13 protein-coding genes and 2 pseudogenes are annotated in these 17,777 nt (G+C 44.4%); 11 read left to right on the forward strand and 4 right to left on the reverse strand.

What is annotated here, in order from left to right:
- The 7 genes and pseudogenes from G6041_RS00820 to G6041_RS00850 all read left to right on the forward strand — a co-directional run.
- Positions 1–314: pseudogene (locus G6041_RS00820) on the forward strand (TnsA endonuclease N-terminal domain-containing protein); the annotation flags it as partial.
- A complete protein-coding gene (locus tag G6041_RS00825; RefSeq protein ID WP_000351437.1) occupies positions 301–2,424 on the forward strand; it encodes a transposase in 2,124 nt (707 codons plus the stop codon). The pseudogene G6041_RS00820 and the gene G6041_RS00825, both read left to right, overlap by 14 nt.
- Entirely contained in the window at positions 2,424–3,872 is a 1,449-nt protein-coding gene (locus G6041_RS00830) for an ATP-binding protein (RefSeq protein WP_001049180.1), read from the forward strand. The genes G6041_RS00825 and G6041_RS00830 overlap by 1 nt, the downstream gene beginning before the upstream one ends.
- 40 nt (positions 3,873–3,912) lie before the next feature.
- On the forward strand, positions 3,913–5,469 hold the full coding sequence (locus G6041_RS00835; protein WP_072193695.1) for a TnsD family Tn7-like transposition protein: 1,557 nt from the start codon (positions 3,913–3,915) through the stop codon (positions 5,467–5,469).
- Positions 5,470–5,480: 11 nt separating this feature from the next.
- Complete coding sequence (locus tag G6041_RS00840; RefSeq protein WP_000262423.1) at positions 5,481–6,407, forward strand: hypothetical protein; 927 nt, start codon at positions 5,481–5,483, stop codon at positions 6,405–6,407.
- Between the two features lie 352 nt (positions 6,408–6,759).
- Positions 6,760–7,059, forward strand: a complete 300-nt coding sequence (locus G6041_RS00845) for a helix-turn-helix domain-containing protein (protein WP_001097216.1) — start codon at positions 6,760–6,762, stop codon at positions 7,057–7,059.
- Between the two features lie 563 nt (positions 7,060–7,622).
- Positions 7,623–9,449: an AAA family ATPase gene (locus tag G6041_RS00850; RefSeq protein WP_001239419.1), complete on the forward strand. Its 1,827-nt coding sequence runs from the start codon at positions 7,623–7,625 to the stop codon at positions 9,447–9,449.
- Positions 9,450–9,617: 168 nt separating this feature from the next.
- Here the strand turns inward: G6041_RS00850 and copM are convergent, their stop codons facing one another.
- The 4 genes from copM to silR form a co-directional block, all read right to left on the reverse strand.
- Complete coding sequence (gene copM, locus G6041_RS00855; protein WP_000647571.1) at positions 9,618–9,968, reverse strand: CopM family metallochaperone; 351 nt, start codon at positions 9,966–9,968, stop codon at positions 9,618–9,620.
- Positions 9,969–10,115: 147 nt separating this feature from the next.
- Positions 10,116–10,547, reverse strand: coding sequence for a silver-binding protein SilE (gene silE, locus G6041_RS00860; protein WP_000790485.1), 432 nt, complete (start codon positions 10,545–10,547; stop codon positions 10,116–10,118).
- 244 nt (positions 10,548–10,791) lie between these two features.
- Complete coding sequence (gene silS, locus G6041_RS00865; RefSeq protein ID WP_000555736.1) at positions 10,792–12,273, reverse strand: copper/silver sensor histidine kinase SilS; 1,482 nt, start codon at positions 12,271–12,273, stop codon at positions 10,792–10,794.
- On the reverse strand, positions 12,266–12,946 hold the full coding sequence (gene silR, locus G6041_RS00870; RefSeq protein ID WP_000697968.1) for a copper/silver response regulator transcription factor SilR: 681 nt from the start codon (positions 12,944–12,946) through the stop codon (positions 12,266–12,268). The genes silS and silR overlap by 8 nt, the downstream gene beginning before the upstream one ends.
- A gap of 189 nt (positions 12,947–13,135) precedes the next feature.
- Here silR and silC point away from each other — a divergent pair, with 189 nt between their 5' ends.
- The 4 genes and pseudogenes from silC to silA form a co-directional block, all read left to right on the forward strand.
- A complete protein-coding gene (gene silC / locus G6041_RS00875; protein WP_000475506.1) occupies positions 13,136–14,521 on the forward strand; it encodes a Cu(+)/Ag(+) efflux RND transporter outer membrane channel SilC in 1,386 nt (461 codons plus the stop codon).
- A gap of 27 nt (positions 14,522–14,548) precedes the next feature.
- Positions 14,549–14,902, forward strand: a complete 354-nt coding sequence (gene cusF / locus G6041_RS00880; RefSeq protein ID WP_001246155.1) for a cation efflux system protein CusF — start codon at positions 14,549–14,551, stop codon at positions 14,900–14,902.
- A 113-nt stretch (positions 14,903–15,015) separates the two neighbouring features.
- Entirely contained in the window at positions 15,016–16,308 is a 1,293-nt protein-coding gene (gene silB, locus G6041_RS00885; protein WP_000157620.1) for a Cu(+)/Ag(+) efflux RND transporter periplasmic adaptor subunit SilB, read from the forward strand.
- A gap of 10 nt (positions 16,309–16,318) precedes the next feature.
- Positions 16,319–17,777, forward strand: a pseudogene (gene silA, locus G6041_RS00890) (Cu(+)/Ag(+) efflux RND transporter permease subunit SilA); the annotation flags it as partial.

Here is a 17,777-nt window from a genome sequence, read left to right on the forward strand (position 1 = left end):
TCAATAACGTCGTCGGTAAAAACATTTGCTGGGCTACTTCTGTATTAAGAGATGGTTCTGAATTTTATGATAAATATCCTCTTGATAAAATCCTATGGAAGCTTAAACCAGATGTTTATCCCATAGTAGGACTACGTGCAATGATTTCATCAATCTTTGGGGTAGATGCACAAGAAGCGATGATGTTATTGCAGGCAATGATTGGATTAAAAATGATAAATGTTGATTTATCATATCCAATACTCGAAACCGGTCTGATAAAGATAATTTCCAATGACCACTATATAGGACTGAACGCAAATGGATATTATTAGGAATTCAGTCTGGCTCTCTCAAGGCACTGATTTGCTTGCAGAGGGACTTTACCGTGTTTTGGATTTTGACAGAAAGGTCGATTTGTTAATTTTGTTTAAAATAAAATCAGAAAGAACGGGTAAGCCAATCCCTTTCTCATTTTCAATGTTTAAATATTATATTGAATCAAATAGCATAACTTGTAAAGATTATATATATCCTTCATATATGTTAGTAGATGAGAAAGAATTAACAGATAAAGACAGAGGAAGGCGAGATGAAAATTACAATATCATTAAAGATCTTGTAGATGACAGAATGTTTCTGTTCGACTATGCATTACATAAAAAGTCGCACCTTTTAATGGATTACTCAAGAAATAAAAAAATATCACAATATACTATCAGAACGCTTCTGGCGTTGTATTGGCGACATGGGCAGGATATTTATGCATTGCTACCCGCATTCTCGAACTGTGGCGCCGCTGGGAAAAGTAGAATCAAACATGAAATTAAACTTGGGAATTCCAAAAAAAACAGAGCATTACCTAATGAACGATCACGTGTTTTCATTCTTAATGAAAGAGATATAAATAATATTAGAAAATCTCTCATTACGTATCATTATAAAGTTAACGGAGATACGATAAAGAAAACATTAGAGAGACATATTGATTTGTATTTTAGGGATGAAATTAAAACAGCAAACCTAGAAAATAGAGCTCCATATGTTCCTTCTTTAAAACAATTTTCATACTGGAATAAAAAACTCTTCACTAAAGATTTCTCGATAAATAAGAAGAACACGAAAAAAGAAATAGACCTCAAAATGCGGGCGCTTTTAGGTAGTGTGGCTAATACAACTGTTTTGCCGGGTGATGTTTTCGAAATAGACTCAACTGTCGCTGATGTACATCTTATTTCGAGTTTAAACAGACGAAAAGTCATTGGGCGTCCTACTATTTATACAGTGGTGGATCGTGCAACAAGAATGATTGTTGGCCTTCATGTTTCTTTATACCATGCTTCATGGCGAGCCGCCCGACAAGCGTTAGCAAATTGCTTTATGCCAAAAAAAGAATATTGTAGATTATTTGGAATCTCTATTACTGATGATGATTGGCCTTGTTCTCACATTCCATTAACATTGATGTGTGACAACGGGGAGATGATTGGTCTTAAACCTCAGGAAGAGATGACCCCCCTGACAAAACTTGAGTTTGCGCCAGTCGGTAGAGGCGACAGAAAAAGCATTGTTGAACGCTGTTTCGGCATTCTGAATGATGAGGTTATTCATAGGCTTATTGGAACAACACGAAGGGGAAAGATTGTTAAAGGAGAGCCAACACCGCAATCCAGGGCTTGTTTAACGATTCAGGAGGTCACGTCTTTACTGATTCGGGAGATACTTGCACATAATCAGAGAACGTATGAGGAACTGGCTTATATCAATCCCTTACTGATTGAAAATGATCTCGTAATATCACCAAAAAATAGTTGGATGATAAGCTTAAAGCACGGGAGATTCAGCGCAAGAGCCGTTGGGGCCGACGAAGTGATCGCACGATTGTTAATCCCTGTGAACGCTAACATTACCGCCGGTGGGATTCAGTACAATAATCTTTTTTATGAATGTGATCCTGAAATTGCATCAGGTGTCAGAGTATTTGGAAGAACCACTTGTGAAGCAAGAATAGATGACAATTGCGTAGATTATATATATGTAAGATTTGACAAAAATAGCATTTTCAAAAAACATTACCTACTTAAGAAAAGAGATGTATTTAAAGGGAAAGCTCATCTTGATACAGATGTAATGGCTGATTGGGTAGATACTCAAAAAGAAATTAATTTATTTACTCTGGATTCGCTCAGCAATATCAATAATAAAGATGAATTTAACAGGAAAGGTAACGAAAGATTAAATGAAATATACGAATCTCGCCGGGTACATGGTAAAGATATTAAAAAGAACAGGAAAAATGAACTTGATTCATTAGGGCGAACTCATGTTGCTAATGGAAGATCTGAACCCCTACTTCCTTCATCCAGTAATGTTCTGCTTTTGCCTGGCCGGGAGGAGAAACAAAGATGGTTAAAAGGTAAGAAGAAGACTGAGGACGCAGAATAATGAATCTTATACGGCGCGTTTCAGCGATATATAAAGAACAGGAGTTACCTGAGTATCGTGGCAATCCCTTAATTGAAGCACTTCCTGAAGCGCTTACGGAAGATGAAGTACTTCTGGAAATGAGTTATTTCCCCGAAATTGACGAAAAAATCCGCTGGACTGCCCCGGCGAATGTTAGAGAGCAGTATGTCGAACGTATAAAGAAATTCCGTTGCCCTCAAACCAATCTTATCCAGGCTTATAAGATGATCTTACGGGCACTTAGGGAAAGCTATGCAGCTCGTAATCCTTTAAAAAGCGGAACAATTCAATATCTTCATTACTATGGAAATGAGCGTCCTGATATTGAGCCAGAAAGTGGATATTTTAAATCCCAGGCTGAAACTATTACGATAGTTGGAATGAGTGGTTCTGGAAAAACTACCATGATTGAGCAAGTCATGGATCATTTCCCTCAGATTATAGAACACAGCAGCTATAAAGGAGTTTTTCCCGGCTTCAGTAAGCAAATTGTATGGGTAAAGATTAATTGTCCATACAATTCAAGTGTGAGAGACCTTTGTGAAGAGATTTTACAAAAATTAGATGATGCAATTGGTATTGAACGAACTACACCTGAGATTAGAAATGGTGCTCTGGCTCGCCAGATTGCACAAAGAATTAAATCATCATTTTTGGGTATCCTTGTTATTGATGAAATGCAGAGGCTTAAATTTTCAAGAACCGGGGGTGAGAGTAAGTTGATTGATTTTTTACATGAAATTGTAGATTCCATGGGGGTATCTATGGTTTTTTGTGGAAATCATCCTTTTGACGAGACGCTGACAAAGAAAATGAGAATTGCCAGGCGGGCAGAGTCTGGTGGTTACATGAAAATTAAGAATGTTAGATACGATTCACAAGACTGGCAATCGTTTATTCATTATTTATGGCCATTACAATGGACAAATGTTGAAACTCCATTAAATGATGAGTTAAACGAAAAATTATTCATTTTATCTAAAGGCAATATTGGATTGGCTCAGATGATTTATCGGGGGGCACAATTAAAGGTTATCGGTAGCGGCAATGAAATCATCACTGGCGCAGTCTTGTCGGCCTCTGTACCGGTACTCGTGAGTCATACGGAGGAATATAAGGATACTCCACTCCCGGGGGCCGCGACTGAAGATGAGGAAGCTAAATGGCTCTCTGCATCTAATGAGGGTGATGCTTCGGCTAAAATCATGGCAGAGAAGTCCCTAAAGTCTTTGATCCCTGGGGATATAGACAGGCCACAGCACAAGGAATTCGTAGGAAAAATAGACGAGGTTTTGCGCAATTTCGACGAGAAAATACTGTCTCTTGACCACGATCTTGTTATCAACAGAACAGCTGAAAAGAAAAATACCTACGATGCTCTTCAGCGTTGCGGGCTTATAAATATAGATCCACTTAATAAATTGTAATGAGGTAACAGTTCGTAACGGTCAAAGAGAGGTGTGGGAAATGAGAATGTTGCCTGTTTTGCCTGATGAATCCTTGTTCAGCCGGTTTTGTCGGACAACTACCGTGTACGGTATGTCCCCATCTTCTCTGTTAACGATCATTTTCAACAAACCTGATATGAACGTCCATCCAATTCTCAATTCAGGATTAAAGGCTATTTCTCTTCATACATCCGAAAGTGCAGATCAGCTCTGGCATGAACAGACTTTACTCCCTCTTTTTGCCTGGGCACTACCAATCAGTCGTAATGAAATTATGGATTTCAACACGACCCCTGCCAGGCTTAATCGATTGTGCCGCCTTAGTAATTTTTCACTAGGGCAGCGCACACTATTGAAGTTTTGCCCGGTTTGCGCTCGTGAAGATACTTTTCATTATGGTGTTACTTATTGGCATCTGGCGCATCAGCTTCATGGGGTTACAACCTGCCATCGGCATCCGGTAGCGCTTGAAAGCATCCATGTCCCTTCTTCACCGCACATACGTATTGGACTGATGCCTCCTGTTTCGTATACAGAACAACTTAGCAATGAGATAGACTTCGATTTTGCTAAGTTTTGTTATGAGTCCCTAAATATAATCAGAAGAAAAGATATTACACACCCCAATTACATGGATGTACTTAAAAAGTTGAATTTATTATCATTGGATGGAAATTTAAAGAAAAATGTATTCTACGCACATGTTTATGCTAAGTGCCAGTTATTTGGGGAGGGTTCATCGGGACTTATACCAACATCCCTAACTGATTATCATTACTGGGAGCCTATACTCAAAGACAAATGTTGTCAGCATCCCACAAAGCATCTTTTGCTTTGTTATTGTTTGTTAAATACTTGCTGGCCAACGTATGCAGGAAGTCGTACTAATAAAAAGAAAGAAATCTTTAAAAGTCATAAGAAATACAGTTTTCATATAGTTGAAAATAATACTAGTGTTAGCAACCTTGGGAAGAAATTTAGTCGCAGCAGATGTTACATTAAAACACTTATTTATAAAAAATACCTGAGGGCGTTTAAGCGAAACACAAAAATTAATATATTCACTGAATTGCTTATCAAGTCTATGGCTGTAAGGGGGTTTAGTCTGGCATCCATAGCTGAGAAAAACTCATTATCGGAAGGAGCTGTATCCTCTGTAATTTCATCTTGTTACGGTTTATGCTCATGGCGTAAAAAATGTAAAAAAGATTCTTTAAGACGGCGTCATAAGCAGAAAATATTAAGATTTATACATAATCAATCCGTTTCTATAACACGAAAGTTAGTCAAAGAAAGTTGTTATGCAAGTTTCTATTGGCTAAATAAACATGAATGTGACTGGCTTAATTCCTGTCTTCCTAAAACAATACGATGCTATAAAAATAAAAGAGTAGACTGGAGCGAGAGAGATATTATCTCATCATCATTAATAAATGATGTTTTATCTCAGGGGCAGTACTCGATGTCACTTACAAGTCTAGATGCTTTACTGGGAGGGCATGGCTGGCTTTTGAAATACAGAGATAAACTACCAATGACAATGATACTTCTCAGAAAAATGGAACTAATTAAATAAGAGGGAGTTATATGGTTTACGAAAATGAATTGTGGCACAGTTTTCTTCTGCGTTCACAGATAATGTATAACTTATCCAATTGCAGGAACATAATATCAAAGCATGGCGCACTAAGGTACGATGCCTTTCCTCGTTTCGAACTGATTGATATGTACAAATTGCATAGCTTGCAGGATATATATGACATTCTTGCCACTAGAAATGGTTATATACTAACTTCCAATATAGTGTCGTTATCTTCTGGTGTTTACGGGTATTTTAACGCTGTTGAAGATGCCTGTCGGAAAAATTTTCACATAACTAATTCATATCCATTGGTAAACATCTCAAACATTCGTTACTGTCACAAATGTATTGTTGAAGATATACACTCTAAAGGCATTGGTTATCTGCGTCATAGATGGTTGTTTGAATCTAAATGTGCAGTTCATAGTACCAGTTTATATGAGGTTTGTTTTGATAACTATTTGAATGCAGTGAAAGGACTTAGTGACTTAATTATAAGTGGAATAAATCCTCATGGTTATTGTTCCCTTGTGGTTGACGTTTCAAACCCTTTCAAAAATCCAGTGTATATATTACCATGTGCACGTAATAAAATTTTAAAATGGATTTCGGACAATAAAAATATGCTGATTTACTTTCTCTTTGATCTCTTCAAATGTAAGTCGCATTCAAGTTTATCTAAGGTTATCGAAGTCAAGATAATGCATGATAGATATATTTCTGCGGTGTTCAAGATGTTAAGTGAAGTTAATTTTTGTAATTTCAACTCATTTATTTCTGATATTTTTGAGGACGTAAGTTATGCCTCTATCGGACTTGATGATTATTCTGTTAATGTGCATTTTCTCAGGCTAAGGGCTGCAGATTGTAAATTTTGCCAGTTGAATGGTAAATATTTTTGCTCACTTTACAATGTAAAACTTCTTCGCTAATTTCACTTCATTTATAAAATACTAAGAAAGCTAGTTAGATAAGGTTTTATATTTTGACTGGGGCAGGAATAAATTATCACTCATAGAGTTTCCCTGGGGGTTACCACCTGTGTATGATGCCGGTTAGCAACAACGTCTAAAAGACCTGCGATCACGTGGGGCCCTCTCCAGCAAAGGGGCAAGGGGTGCTATATAACGGTGTACTGCTTACCCAATACGGCCTTGTATTTGAAAGATGCCGCATCTTGGCAGGATTCGTATTACAGCCTATAGTCTGTTAATGAGCATTACAGCCTATATGCTGTAAATCCCTGCGTTATGCTTGTTAACTCGTCGATACGGAAGGTCACTTATGAACACTCAATACGCTTTGAAGACTTTGAATCAGTTACGTCCTGTTTTAATCGGCTTTCGCAAAGCCAATGGACTGACGCAAAAAGATGTTTCTGAACGTTTGGGTATAACACAGCAAACTTATGCCCGACTAGAGGCCAACCCTGCAAGTGCGGGTTTTGAGCGTTTGTTTAGGGTGTTCAGCGTCCTTGGAGTGGAGATCGTACTTTCATCCAGGGAACCATTGTCAGATGCAAAGCCCGAATACGGAGCTATGCACAATTATTCTTCACTTCCAGCCAGGCGGGAGAAATGGTGACGCCTGGCGCTTCCCGGTCTAATTTTTCTTCAACAAGATTAACCCCTTAGCGGCCTGAAGTATCAGGTTGCGATAGAGCCTTTCATTTCTTCTGTTATGTTAAATACACCATTTTGAGCTATTTCGCTCGGCCTTAAATTATCTCTTCATTCTTCAGTGAAAATTTTATGTCGATCACATTATCGATGAATTTAGGAAATAATCCGTAAATGAAAATCTATCTTCTTTTAAATTCATCAGTGTCAGTAGCAAATATTACGCATAAAAGAATGGTTATTATTATCATTTAAATTATAAAGCTCATGAGTCAATTCCAAAAAATATAATAAGCATTGAAATCATTACCCGTGATTCTGGAGTTTTAACTTTGCCATGTAACCAACCACAAGTTAGTTTCCGGTGTTTTGAGGGGCAGTAAAGTTCTGAAAGCGCGACCAGATCATAATCCCGAAATGTCGTTAAGATATTCTGAATAACGGTTATCCCTGCTTGTTGGCAGGCATTTGAAAATATATTTTGTATTCAGGTTGCAGCAAAACGCTTTCTTACACACAGGACTTCATATGCGGCTCAGAAAATTAAAACTGAAAAACTTCAGAGGCTACAGAAACTCTACTGAAATCATTATTGATGAAAGCATGACGGGTATTGTCGGTCGTAATGACTTTGGGAAATCAACGCTTCTGGAAGCGCTGGCTATTTTTTTTGAAACAGAAGGAATGAAGGCTGACAAGAATGACATGAACTGTTTCAGCCTAAGAGAAGGGGACGGCCGTTTTGAAATAGCCTGTGAATTTGATGACCTGCCCGATTTTATCATGATCGACGACAGGGTGCAGACCACGCTCGCCTCAGAACATCTGCTGAATGAGGACGGCAATTTTGAAATCGTCAAAACGTTTAAAGCAACGACCTCAGGAAAACCGGAGCAGACCTGCATCCGCTGCATCCACCCGGATGAGGAGCCCCTGAGAAATTTACTGGGCATGAAAATTTCTGAGCTCAAGGCGGTGGGAAAAGAAGTTGAAAAAAATGTGGCGGATAAACGCACTGCATCGTTATGGCGTCAGGCCATCAGGGAAGCCGCAGCCCCCTATACCTGTTCGGAAATTATGCTGGATGTCGATAAAGAGTTCGGAACCGACACAAAATCATTATGGGGTAAGATCCTCGATTTGCTGCCCACGTATGCGATTTTCAAAGCCGACAGGGAAAGCAGCGACGGGGATTCCGAAGCTAAAAACCCCTTACAGCAGGCCGTAAAAGACGCTCAGGCTGCGCTGCAGGACAAAATTACAGCGCTGGAAAATGAGATTCAGGACAGCGTCCTGGATGTCGCACAGAGAACGCTGGATAAATTACGTGAAATGGCCCCCGAACTCGCCAGTGAACTGACTCCACGATTTAAGGAGAAACCCAAGTGGACCTTCAATTTCACCCTGGACGGGGAAAATGGCATCCCCATCAATAAGCGCGGCAGCGGGATAAGGAGGCTTATCCTGTTGAATTTTTTTCGGGCTGAGGCTGAAAAGAATGTCGCGGGGACGCCCAGAAATGTGATTTATGCCATAGAGGAGCCTGAAACGTCACAGCATCCGAACTATCAGATGATGCTGATGAAAGCGTTACTGGCACTGGCAGGCCAGCCGCACCGTCAGATTATCGTCACCACCCATGTCCCGGCGCTGGCCGGATTAATCCCTGTCGAAGGCGTACGTTATGTTACCCGAAATGAGGCGGGTGAACCCGTAGTAAAAATGCCGGATGACGCAGTGCTGAAGGAAGCCACTGAAAGCCTGGGGGTGCTGCCAGAGACCGGTATGGAAAGGGCGCAGGGGATTGTTCTGGTAGAGGGAAAGTCGGATGTTACTTTCCTGAGGCATGCGGCCAGTTCATTAAAACAGTCAGGTGCGCTGCCAGCCTCTCTGGAGGACGTGAAAATAGTGCCAGTCCTCATAGGAGGGTGTGGTAGCGTCAAACACTGGGTTACATTGAATCTGGCCAAAGATCTGGGGCTTCCCTGGTGCGTATTTCTGGACTCCGATATTGGGGGAGACCCTGCACAGGTTCTGTCCATCCAGAAGCGTAAAAAAGAAGTAGAGGAGGCCGGTAAGGTATTTTTCGCTACGCGCAAACGTGAGATAGAAAACTATCTGTGCCCGGATCTTATCGAGGAAATTACTGGTGTAGCCGTCACGTTTACGGACACCTGTGACGCTAAAAAAATAATCGGCCGGGCTGTGGGAATGAAACCCGATAATGTACTAGATAAATTCTGGCCTCAGATGACATCAGAAAGAATCATCTCAAGATCAACCTATCATGACGGAACGCAGGAGAGAAGCGAGCTGGTTGAGATCCTGAGCGACATTGTATCCATGACGAGATAATGTATTAAATAAGCATCTCAGGTGCATATATTCCGGTCCTCAACAAAGGACCGGAGTACAGAGTAGTAAAAACCCGAAATTAATCGGGTTTGAATTATATAAAGATTAACCGACTCCCGCGCCCAGGAACGATGTAAAATCACGCTTGTCGTGACATTTCTACAATGTTTACTTTTGACTATCAAGCCATTTATTCATCTGCTCAATTTCACCTTTTTGAGCTTTAATGATGTCCTGCGCGAGCTTTCTCATTTTCGGATCTTTTCCGTATTTGAGCTCGGTCTCAGCCATTGCTATTGCCCCTTCATGGTGCGCTACCATGCCTTTCGCAAAAGCCTTGTCGGGATCGGACTCATTTACGGCAGCCATCATTTTGTCATGCATGTCTTTCATGCCAGCCATATATTCCTGTGACGAAGCCGAGGTAGACATATCAGTCATTTTCATTTCTGAATGTTCTGCTGAAATAGCTGGCAGGGATAACATTAATACTGCAAATAAAGTGTTTCTGGCTTTCATAAAAAATATCCTTTTAGCGTTGATGCCCGTTAACTGTAGCAGAATCTGATAAAAATGCCCCCTGTAGGGGGCAAAGATGTTGCCATATATCCGGTTACGGAAAAATCTATCAAGGAAATAAGGACAGCACAGATACTTCCCTCGCCGTCAGCCTGCACTGAGCATGCGACGATGCGCTTCGGCCATGGCCTGATGTGGGCCAGACTGACCGTTATTCATAAATTCATGGGCAACTGCAGCTCTTTCATGCTCATTCATTGCCGCTAATGACTTCGACGGCCCGGTAGGGGAAACGGTCTGACTTCCCATCATCCTCTGATGACTTTCCACCATTTTCTGGTGCGCATCCGCCGACCCGTTCGTCATGGTTTCATGAGCAATAATGGCCTGTTCATGCTGGTCCATACCGGCCATACGAGGTGCAGTCCCCTGGATCCCGACAGGAGCCGCAGCAGACTGCATCTGGTGAGCAGGTGCCTGTGCATTGTTGACCCGCTCATGGATATTCACGGTTTCAGTGGCCCAGGCCGAAGAAATTAAGCCAAAGCCCAGCAAGGATGCTAATACGATATTTTTCATGATAACTCTCCATTTCTTAATTAGTGATGTCCGGGGGAGTACAACCGGTGTTTTCAGTTCCATAACTGAAACAGGTTCGGAAGTGTTTATTTCTCCGGGAGGGGACTGGATATTCATTTCCTGGCGTCCACTGACGCCGGATATTGATAAAGCAATCCAGCCTTCCTGATAAGTTGCACTAATTATATCGAATGGCTTCTGTTTGCTGCATGACAGGCTAATGACATCTTTGTCATTTAAATCTTTATTCCCAGCACTGGGTGTCCGGAATCATTTTCTCCAGTCTGGGCACGGATAAGATAAAACGCGTTGAGTGTACGTCCGATTCCACCTGCACTCTTCCGTGATGTGCTTCCACGATTGACTTCACAATCGCAAGGCCGATGCCGCTGCCTTCTCCTTTTCGTTGTCTGGACGGATCCACCCGATAAAAACGGTCAAACAACCTTGATAAATGCTCTTCAGGGATTGGTTTCCCCGGATTTTCAATCACAAGGTCAAAAAAGCTCTCCTGCTCTCTTATTGAGACGGTGATTGCCTGTCCCTCCGGGGTATAACGCAGGGCATTGGATAACAGATTATTGATCGCCCTTCTGAACATTTGTGGATCTCCCTCAACCAGGCAGGGCATCCCGTTAAATTTGAGCGTGATATTGCGTTCTTCGGCCCAGGCTTCGAAAAACTCGAAGACTTTCATGACTTCCGCTCTGAGGTCAAACATGACCCTGTCAGGTATCAGCTGATTATTATCTGCCTGTGCCAGGAACAGCATATCGCTGACCATTTTGGTCATCCGGTTATACTCTTCAAGACTGGAATAGAGGACATCCTCAAGTTCCCTCTGTGTTCGATCCTGACTCAGTGCGATTTCAGTCTGCGTCACCAGATTGGTGATGGGCGTTCTGATCTCATGCGCGATATCGGCAGAGAAATTGGCCTGGCGGGTAAAGACATCCTCAATCTTTCCAATCATATGATTGAACGAGATAACCAGTTGCTCCAGCTCAATGGGAACGCGTGTCGGTTCCAGTCGCGCATCAAGATTCTCGGAGGTGATGTTTTTAATGGCATTGCTGACATTACGAAGGGGCAGGTGCCCCTGACGGACAGCGATTCGAATGATCAGAACAATCAACAGGCTTATCACGACGGCAATCGCAATCAGGTTCTTTTTCAGCGCATCGAGGTAATGGAGATGGAAATTAATGGATAGGCCAGTCAGCATGACATAGTTCTGCTGTTTGCCCTGAAATATCGCCTGACCAGAGGAGGCGATAATCCTGTATGTTTCCATCTTCATTTCGGACCCGGTATCCATCGGTCCCGCAGGATCCTCCACCGTCCAGAGAAAGACATCCCGTGCGCGGCTGTGCTCGCTAAAATCTGCTGAATTCACTGCCGGGCGTAGTGCCGCCCCCTGAGCTGAGCTAAAGAGCACTTCCCCCCTGGGATTGAGGAGCAAAAGGGCAACGTTGCGGTAGCTGGCAATTGATTCCTTTATTTTGCTTATTTTTTTATCATCCGGATCCACCGGGGACTGCAGTATACGGTTCAGTGTGGTGCTGATTTGTTGAAGATCGCTGACATCCTGCTCGGCAAAATGATTTTCAACAGAATGCAGCATAAACCAGGTGAATGCGATAAAAGCCAGTATCGTGGACAGGCTGATAAAAAAGGTCAGCCGCAGAGCGAGTGAGAAAGGGCGTCTGGAAGGTTTGCTATGCATCCGGGACCTCCAGCATGTAGCCCACGCCCCGGACTGTCTGGATCAGCTTTGTCTCGTAATCGTTGTCTATTTTAGCGCGGAGTCGCTTTACTGCGACATCGATCGCATTAGTGTCGCTGTCAAAATTCATGTCCCAGACCTGAGAGGCAATCAGGGAGCGGGGAAGAACCTCTCCCTGATGGCGAATGAAGAATTCCAGCAGGCTGAACTCTTTACTGGTGAGCACAATGCGGTTTCCGGCGCGACTGACTTTTCTGGATACGAGATCAATCGAGAGGTCAGCCACCTTAAACTGGCTTTCCGTGATCATCGTGTTTCCCCGCCTCAGAAGGGTTCTCACCCGGGCGAGCAGTTCGGCAAACGCAAAGGGTTTAACCAGATAATCGTCCGCACCCAGTTCCAGTCCTTTGACCCTATGTTCGATCGTGCCGAGGGCTGTCAGCAGTAAGACCGGCATACCCTTTCCGGCAGTGCGCAGCATGCGGATGATATCCCAGCCGTTCACATCAGGTAGCATGATATCCAGAATGACTAAATCATACTCGGCTGTCATGGCGAGATGATATCCGGTAAGACCATTATCAGCGTGATCCACTACGAACCCTGCCTCTGTAAGCCCTTTGCTGAGATATTCACCTGTTTTAATTTCGTCTTCGACGATCAATATTTTCATCTTGCTCCCCGGCTGGCTGCTAATGTCATTCTATTGCGCCCACGATCGTTATCAACGGATTACAGCAAAAATGACAACATTGTCATTATCCTGTCACCCGGCAAACAGAGAGCGTTAGGTAAAGTACCCCTATCAATACTCTGGACTTCATTTGAACCATTTACCAGGTCTGCCTGGACGAGAAGCGTTATGTTCAAATTAAAATTACTCAGCATTAGCACGATATTCATCCTGGCAGGCTGCGTGTCGCTTGCGCCTGAATATCAGCGGCCCGCAGCACCGGTACCCCAGCAGTTTTCACTGTCCCATAACAGCCTGACGCCAGCGGTAAATGGCTATCAGGATACGGGCTGGCGTAACTTTTTTGTCGATCCCCAGGTTACCCGGTTGATCGGTGAAGCTCTGACTAATAACCGTGATTTGAGAATGGCTGCCCTGAAGGTTGAAGAGGCCCGAGCCCAGTTCAACGTCACGGATGCAGATCGTTATCCCCAGCTGAATGCCTCATCCGGGATAACATACAGCGGTGGTCTGAAAGGTGACAAGCCGACCACACAGGAGTACGACGCGAGACTGGAGCTCAGCTATGAGCTCGATTTTTTCGGCAAACTTAAGAACATGAGTGATGCTGATCGCCAGAACTACTTTGCCAGCGAAGAAGCCCGTCGGGCCGTACACATCCTGCTGGTATCCAACGTTTCACAAAGCTATTTCAGCCAGCAACTGGCGTACGAACAACTTCGTATTGCGCGGGAAACGCTGAAAAATTATCAACAGTCCTATGCTTTCGTTGAGCAGCAGCTCGTGACCGGGAGTACGAACGTTCTGGCACTTGAACAGGCGCGAGGACAAATCGAAAGTACCCGCGCCGAAATAGCCAAACGAGAAGGCGATCTGGCTCAGGCAAACAATGCCCTGCAACTGGTGCTGGGAACGTACCGCGCACTTCCGTCAGAAAAAGGGATGAAAGGCGGGGAGATAGCCCCAGTAAAATTGCCACCAAATCTGTCTTCACAAATTTTGCTGCAGCGACCGGATATTATGGAAGCGGAATATCAGCTGAAAGCGGCTGATGCCAATATTGGCGCAGCGCGAGCGGCCTTTTTCCCCTCAATTACCCTGACCAGTGGTCTTTCCGCAAGCAGTACGGAGCTGTCCAGCCTGTTTACGTCAGGAAGTGGAATGTGGAATTTTATCCCTAAAATTGAAATTCCTATATTTAATGCTGGCAGGAATAAAGCCAATCTGAAGCTGGCTGAAATTCGCCAGCAACAGTCGGTGGTTAATTACGAACAAAAAATTCAGTCAGCCTTTAAGGATGTTTCCGACACGCTTGCGCTGCGCGACAGCCTTAGCCAGCAACTTGAGTCACAGCAGCGTTATCTTGATTCACTTCAGATAACTCTCCAGCGTGCCAGAGGATTGTATGCAAGTGGTGCTGTCAGTTACATCGAAGTGCTGGATGCAGAACGTTCCCTCTTCGCTACCCAGCAAACCATTCTCGATCTTACCTATTCCCGGCAGGTTAACGAAATTAATCTGTTTACCGCGCTGGGTGGCGGTTGGGTAGAGTAAATTTATTTAATTAATCAGGAAATTAAAATGCGTAATTCACTTAAAGCCGTTTTATTTGGTGCCTTCTCTGTCATGTTTTCTGCCGGTCTTCATGCTGAAACACATCAGCATGGCGATATGAATACTGCCAGTGATGCTTCGGTACAGCAAGTTATCAAGGGCACCGGTGTCGTTAAAGACATTGATATGAATACTAAGAAAATCACCATTTCGCATGAAGCAATTCCAGCGGTGGGCTGGCCTGCAATGACCATGCGCTTTACTTTTGTTAATGCAGACGATGCTATTAATGCCCTGAAAACAGGCAACCATGTCGATTTCTCGTTTATTCAGCAGGGCAATATCTCCTTACTCAAAAGCATTAACGTGACGCAGTCCTGATTGGCTGTCCGGAGCGATTACATCCTGTGCGCCTGTACATTCACATAGGTATATGTGTGAGTTAACCGTCAGGCGCATATGCCAGGTGTTTTGATTTTTTAGCGGAAAATTGTATGGCTTCTTTAAAGATAAAATATGCTGCAATAATTATCAGCAGCCTCATAGCAGGGGGGCTGATATCGGTTACTGCCTGGCAGTATGTAAACTCAGCACAAAAGACAGAAAAAACAGAACAAAAGGCACCGGAACGAAAGGTGCTTTTCTGGTATGACCCAATGAAACCGGATACCAAATTTGATAAACCCGGAAAATCGCCCTTTATGGATATGGACCTAGTGCCAAAATATGCTGATGACAGTGGCGATAAAAGCAGTGGCGGGATCCGTATCGACCCAACCCAGGTTCAGAATCTGGGATTAAAAACGCAAAAAGTCACGCGAGGAATGCTGAATTATTCTCAGACAATCCCGGCTAATGTCAGCTATAACGAGTATCAGTTTGTTATTGTGCAGGCGCGTTCTGACGGGTTTGTCGAAAAAGTCTACCCCATGACGATTGGCGATCATGTGAAGAAGGGGACGCCACTTATCGATATTACCATTCCGGACTGGGTGGAAGCACAGAGTGAATTCCTTCTGTTATCCAGCACCGGTGGTACTTCCACGCAAATTAAAGGCGTTCTGGAACGGCTTCGCCTGGCAGGTATGCCGGAAGAGGATATTCAGAGACTGCGTTCTACCCGGAGCATTCAGACCCGTTTTACCATTAAAGCACCTATTGATGGTGTCATTACTGCATTTGACCTGCGCACCGGCATGAATATTTCGAAAGATAAGGTGGTGGCTCAGATTCAGGGAATGGACCCGGTCTGGATCAGCGCTGCAGTGCCAGAATCTATCGCCTATCTGCTGAAAGATACGTCGCAGTTTGAAATTTCGGTACCGGCTTATCCGGATAAAACATTCCATGTCGAAAAATGGAATATTCTTCCCAGCGTGGATCAGACAACCCGTACGCTTCAGGTCCGTCTCCAGGTTTCTAATAAGGATGAGTTTCTCAAGCCGGGCATGAATGCCTATCTGAAACTGAATACCAGAAGCCAGGAGATGCTGCTGATACCAAGCCAGGCCGTTATCGATACCGGCAAAGAACAGCGCGTGATTACTGTTGATGATGAAGGCAAGTTTGTGCCGAAACAGATCCACGTTCTGCATGAGTCACAGCAACAGTCCGGCATCGGCTCCGGCCTGAATGAAGGCGATACCGTGGTGGTCAGTGGCCTGTTCCTCATTGACTCTGAAGCCAATATTACGGGCGCACTGGAACGTATGCGCCACCCTGAAAAAACAGAAAGCAGTATGCCAGCAATGTCTGACCAGCCTGTAAATATGCATTCAGGGCACTGAGGAGACGACGATGATTGAATGGATTATCCGGCGCTCTGTCGCCAACCGTTTCCTGGTCATGATGGGGGCCCTGTTTCTCAGCATCTGGGGCACATGGACGATTATTAACACGCCTGTCGATGCCTTGCCTGACCTGTCAGATGTGCAGGTCATTATCAAAACCAGCTATCCCGGCCAGGCCCCGCAGATTGTAGAAAACCAGGTCACCTATCCACTTACCACCACCATGCTGTCCGTGCCTGGCGCAAAAACCGTGCGTGGTTTTTCACAGTTCGGTGATTCGTATGTGTATGTCATTTTTGAAGACGGCACCGATCTGTACTGGGCCCGTTCCCGCGTGCTGGAGTACCTGAACCAGGTACAGGGAAAACTGCCCGCCGGTGTGAGTTCTGAAATCGGTCCGGACGCCACGGGGGTGGGCTGGATATTTGAATATGCCCTTGTCGATCGCAGCGGAAAACACGACCTTTCAGAACTGCGTTCTCTGCAGGACTGGTTCCTGAAATTTGAGCTGAAAACCATCCCGAACGTGGCTGAGGTCGCTTCGGTTGGCGGCGTGGTGAAACAGTACCAGATTCAGGTCAATCCGGTAAAATTGTCTCAGTATGGTATCAGCCTGCCCGAAGTGAAACAGGCCCTTGAATCGTCTAACCAGGAGGCCGGTGGCTCATCCGTTGAAATGGCCGAAGCTGAGTATATGGTCCGTGCCAGCGGTTATCTTCAGAGCATTGATGATTTTAATAACATCGTCCTGAAAACAGGCGAGAACGGCGTGCCGGTTTATCTGCGGGATGTTGCCCGCGTGCAGACCGGGCCTGAAATGCGGCGTGGTATTGCCGAGCTGAACGGCCAGGGCGAAGTCGCTGGCGGCGTGGTGATCCTGCGGTCGGGTAAAAATGCACGCGACGTTATCACGGCAGTGAGGGATAAACTTGAGACGCTGAAGGCCAGCCTGCCGGAAGGCGTTGAAATCGTGACCACCTACGATCGCAGCCAGCTCATCGACCGGGCGATTGATAACCTCAGTTCCAAACTTCTGGAAGAGTTTATCGTGGTGGCCATCGTCTGTGCCCTGTTCCTGTGGCACGTACGTTCTGCCCTGGTGGCGATTATCTCTCTGCCGCTTGGTCTGTGTATCGCCTTTATCGTCATGCACTTCCAGGGACTGAACGCCAATATCATGTCGCTGGGAGGGATAGCGATTGCCGTCGGTGCGATGGTGGATGCCGCCATTGTGATGATTGAGAATGCGCATAAGCGGCTTGAGGAGTGGGATCATCAGCATCCGGGTGAGCAGATTGACAACGCCACCCGCTGGAAGGTGATTACCGATGCCTCCGTTGAAGTGGGACCCGCACTGTTTATCAGCCTGCTGATCATCACCCTGTCCTTTATTCCTATCTTTACCCTGGAAGGTCAGGAAGGACGTCTGTTTGGCCCGCTGGCATTCACGAAAACGTACTCCATGG

It is taken from the genome of Cronobacter sp. HA18003 (assembly GCF_011605905.1).
In the GTDB taxonomy this organism is placed as follows: domain Bacteria; phylum Pseudomonadota; class Gammaproteobacteria; order Enterobacterales; family Enterobacteriaceae; genus Cronobacter; species Cronobacter sakazakii.

Bases quoted from the DNA above. Each gene is read 5' to 3' on its own strand.
- silC (WP_000475506.1), top strand. From the start codon at position 13,136: ATGTTCAAATTAAAATTACTCAGCATTAGCACGATATTCATCCTGGCA.
- silB (WP_000157620.1), top strand. From the start codon at position 15,016: ATGGCTTCTTTAAAGATAAAATATGCTGCAATAATTATCAGCAGCCTC.
- G6041_RS00845 (WP_001097216.1), top strand. From the start codon at position 6,760: ATGAACACTCAATACGCTTTGAAGACTTTGAATCAGTTACGTCCTGTT.
- copM (WP_000647571.1), bottom strand. From the start codon at position 9,968: ATGAAAGCCAGAAACACTTTATTTGCAGTATTAATGTTATCCCTGCCA.
- silE (WP_000790485.1), bottom strand. From the start codon at position 10,547: ATGAAAAATATCGTATTAGCATCCTTGCTGGGCTTTGGCTTAATTTCT.
- cusF (WP_001246155.1), top strand. From the start codon at position 14,549: ATGCGTAATTCACTTAAAGCCGTTTTATTTGGTGCCTTCTCTGTCATG.
- G6041_RS00825 (WP_000351437.1), top strand. From the start codon at position 301: ATGGATATTATTAGGAATTCAGTCTGGCTCTCTCAAGGCACTGATTTG.
- G6041_RS00850 (WP_001239419.1), top strand. From the start codon at position 7,623: ATGCGGCTCAGAAAATTAAAACTGAAAAACTTCAGAGGCTACAGAAAC.
- G6041_RS00840 (WP_000262423.1), top strand. From the start codon at position 5,481: ATGGTTTACGAAAATGAATTGTGGCACAGTTTTCTTCTGCGTTCACAG.
- G6041_RS00830 (WP_001049180.1), top strand. From the start codon at position 2,424: ATGAATCTTATACGGCGCGTTTCAGCGATATATAAAGAACAGGAGTTA.
- silS (WP_000555736.1), bottom strand. From the start codon at position 12,273: ATGCATAGCAAACCTTCCAGACGCCCTTTCTCACTCGCTCTGCGGCTG.
- G6041_RS00835 (WP_072193695.1), top strand. From the start codon at position 3,913: ATGAGAATGTTGCCTGTTTTGCCTGATGAATCCTTGTTCAGCCGGTTT.
- silR (WP_000697968.1), bottom strand. From the start codon at position 12,946: ATGAAAATATTGATCGTCGAAGACGAAATTAAAACAGGTGAATATCTC.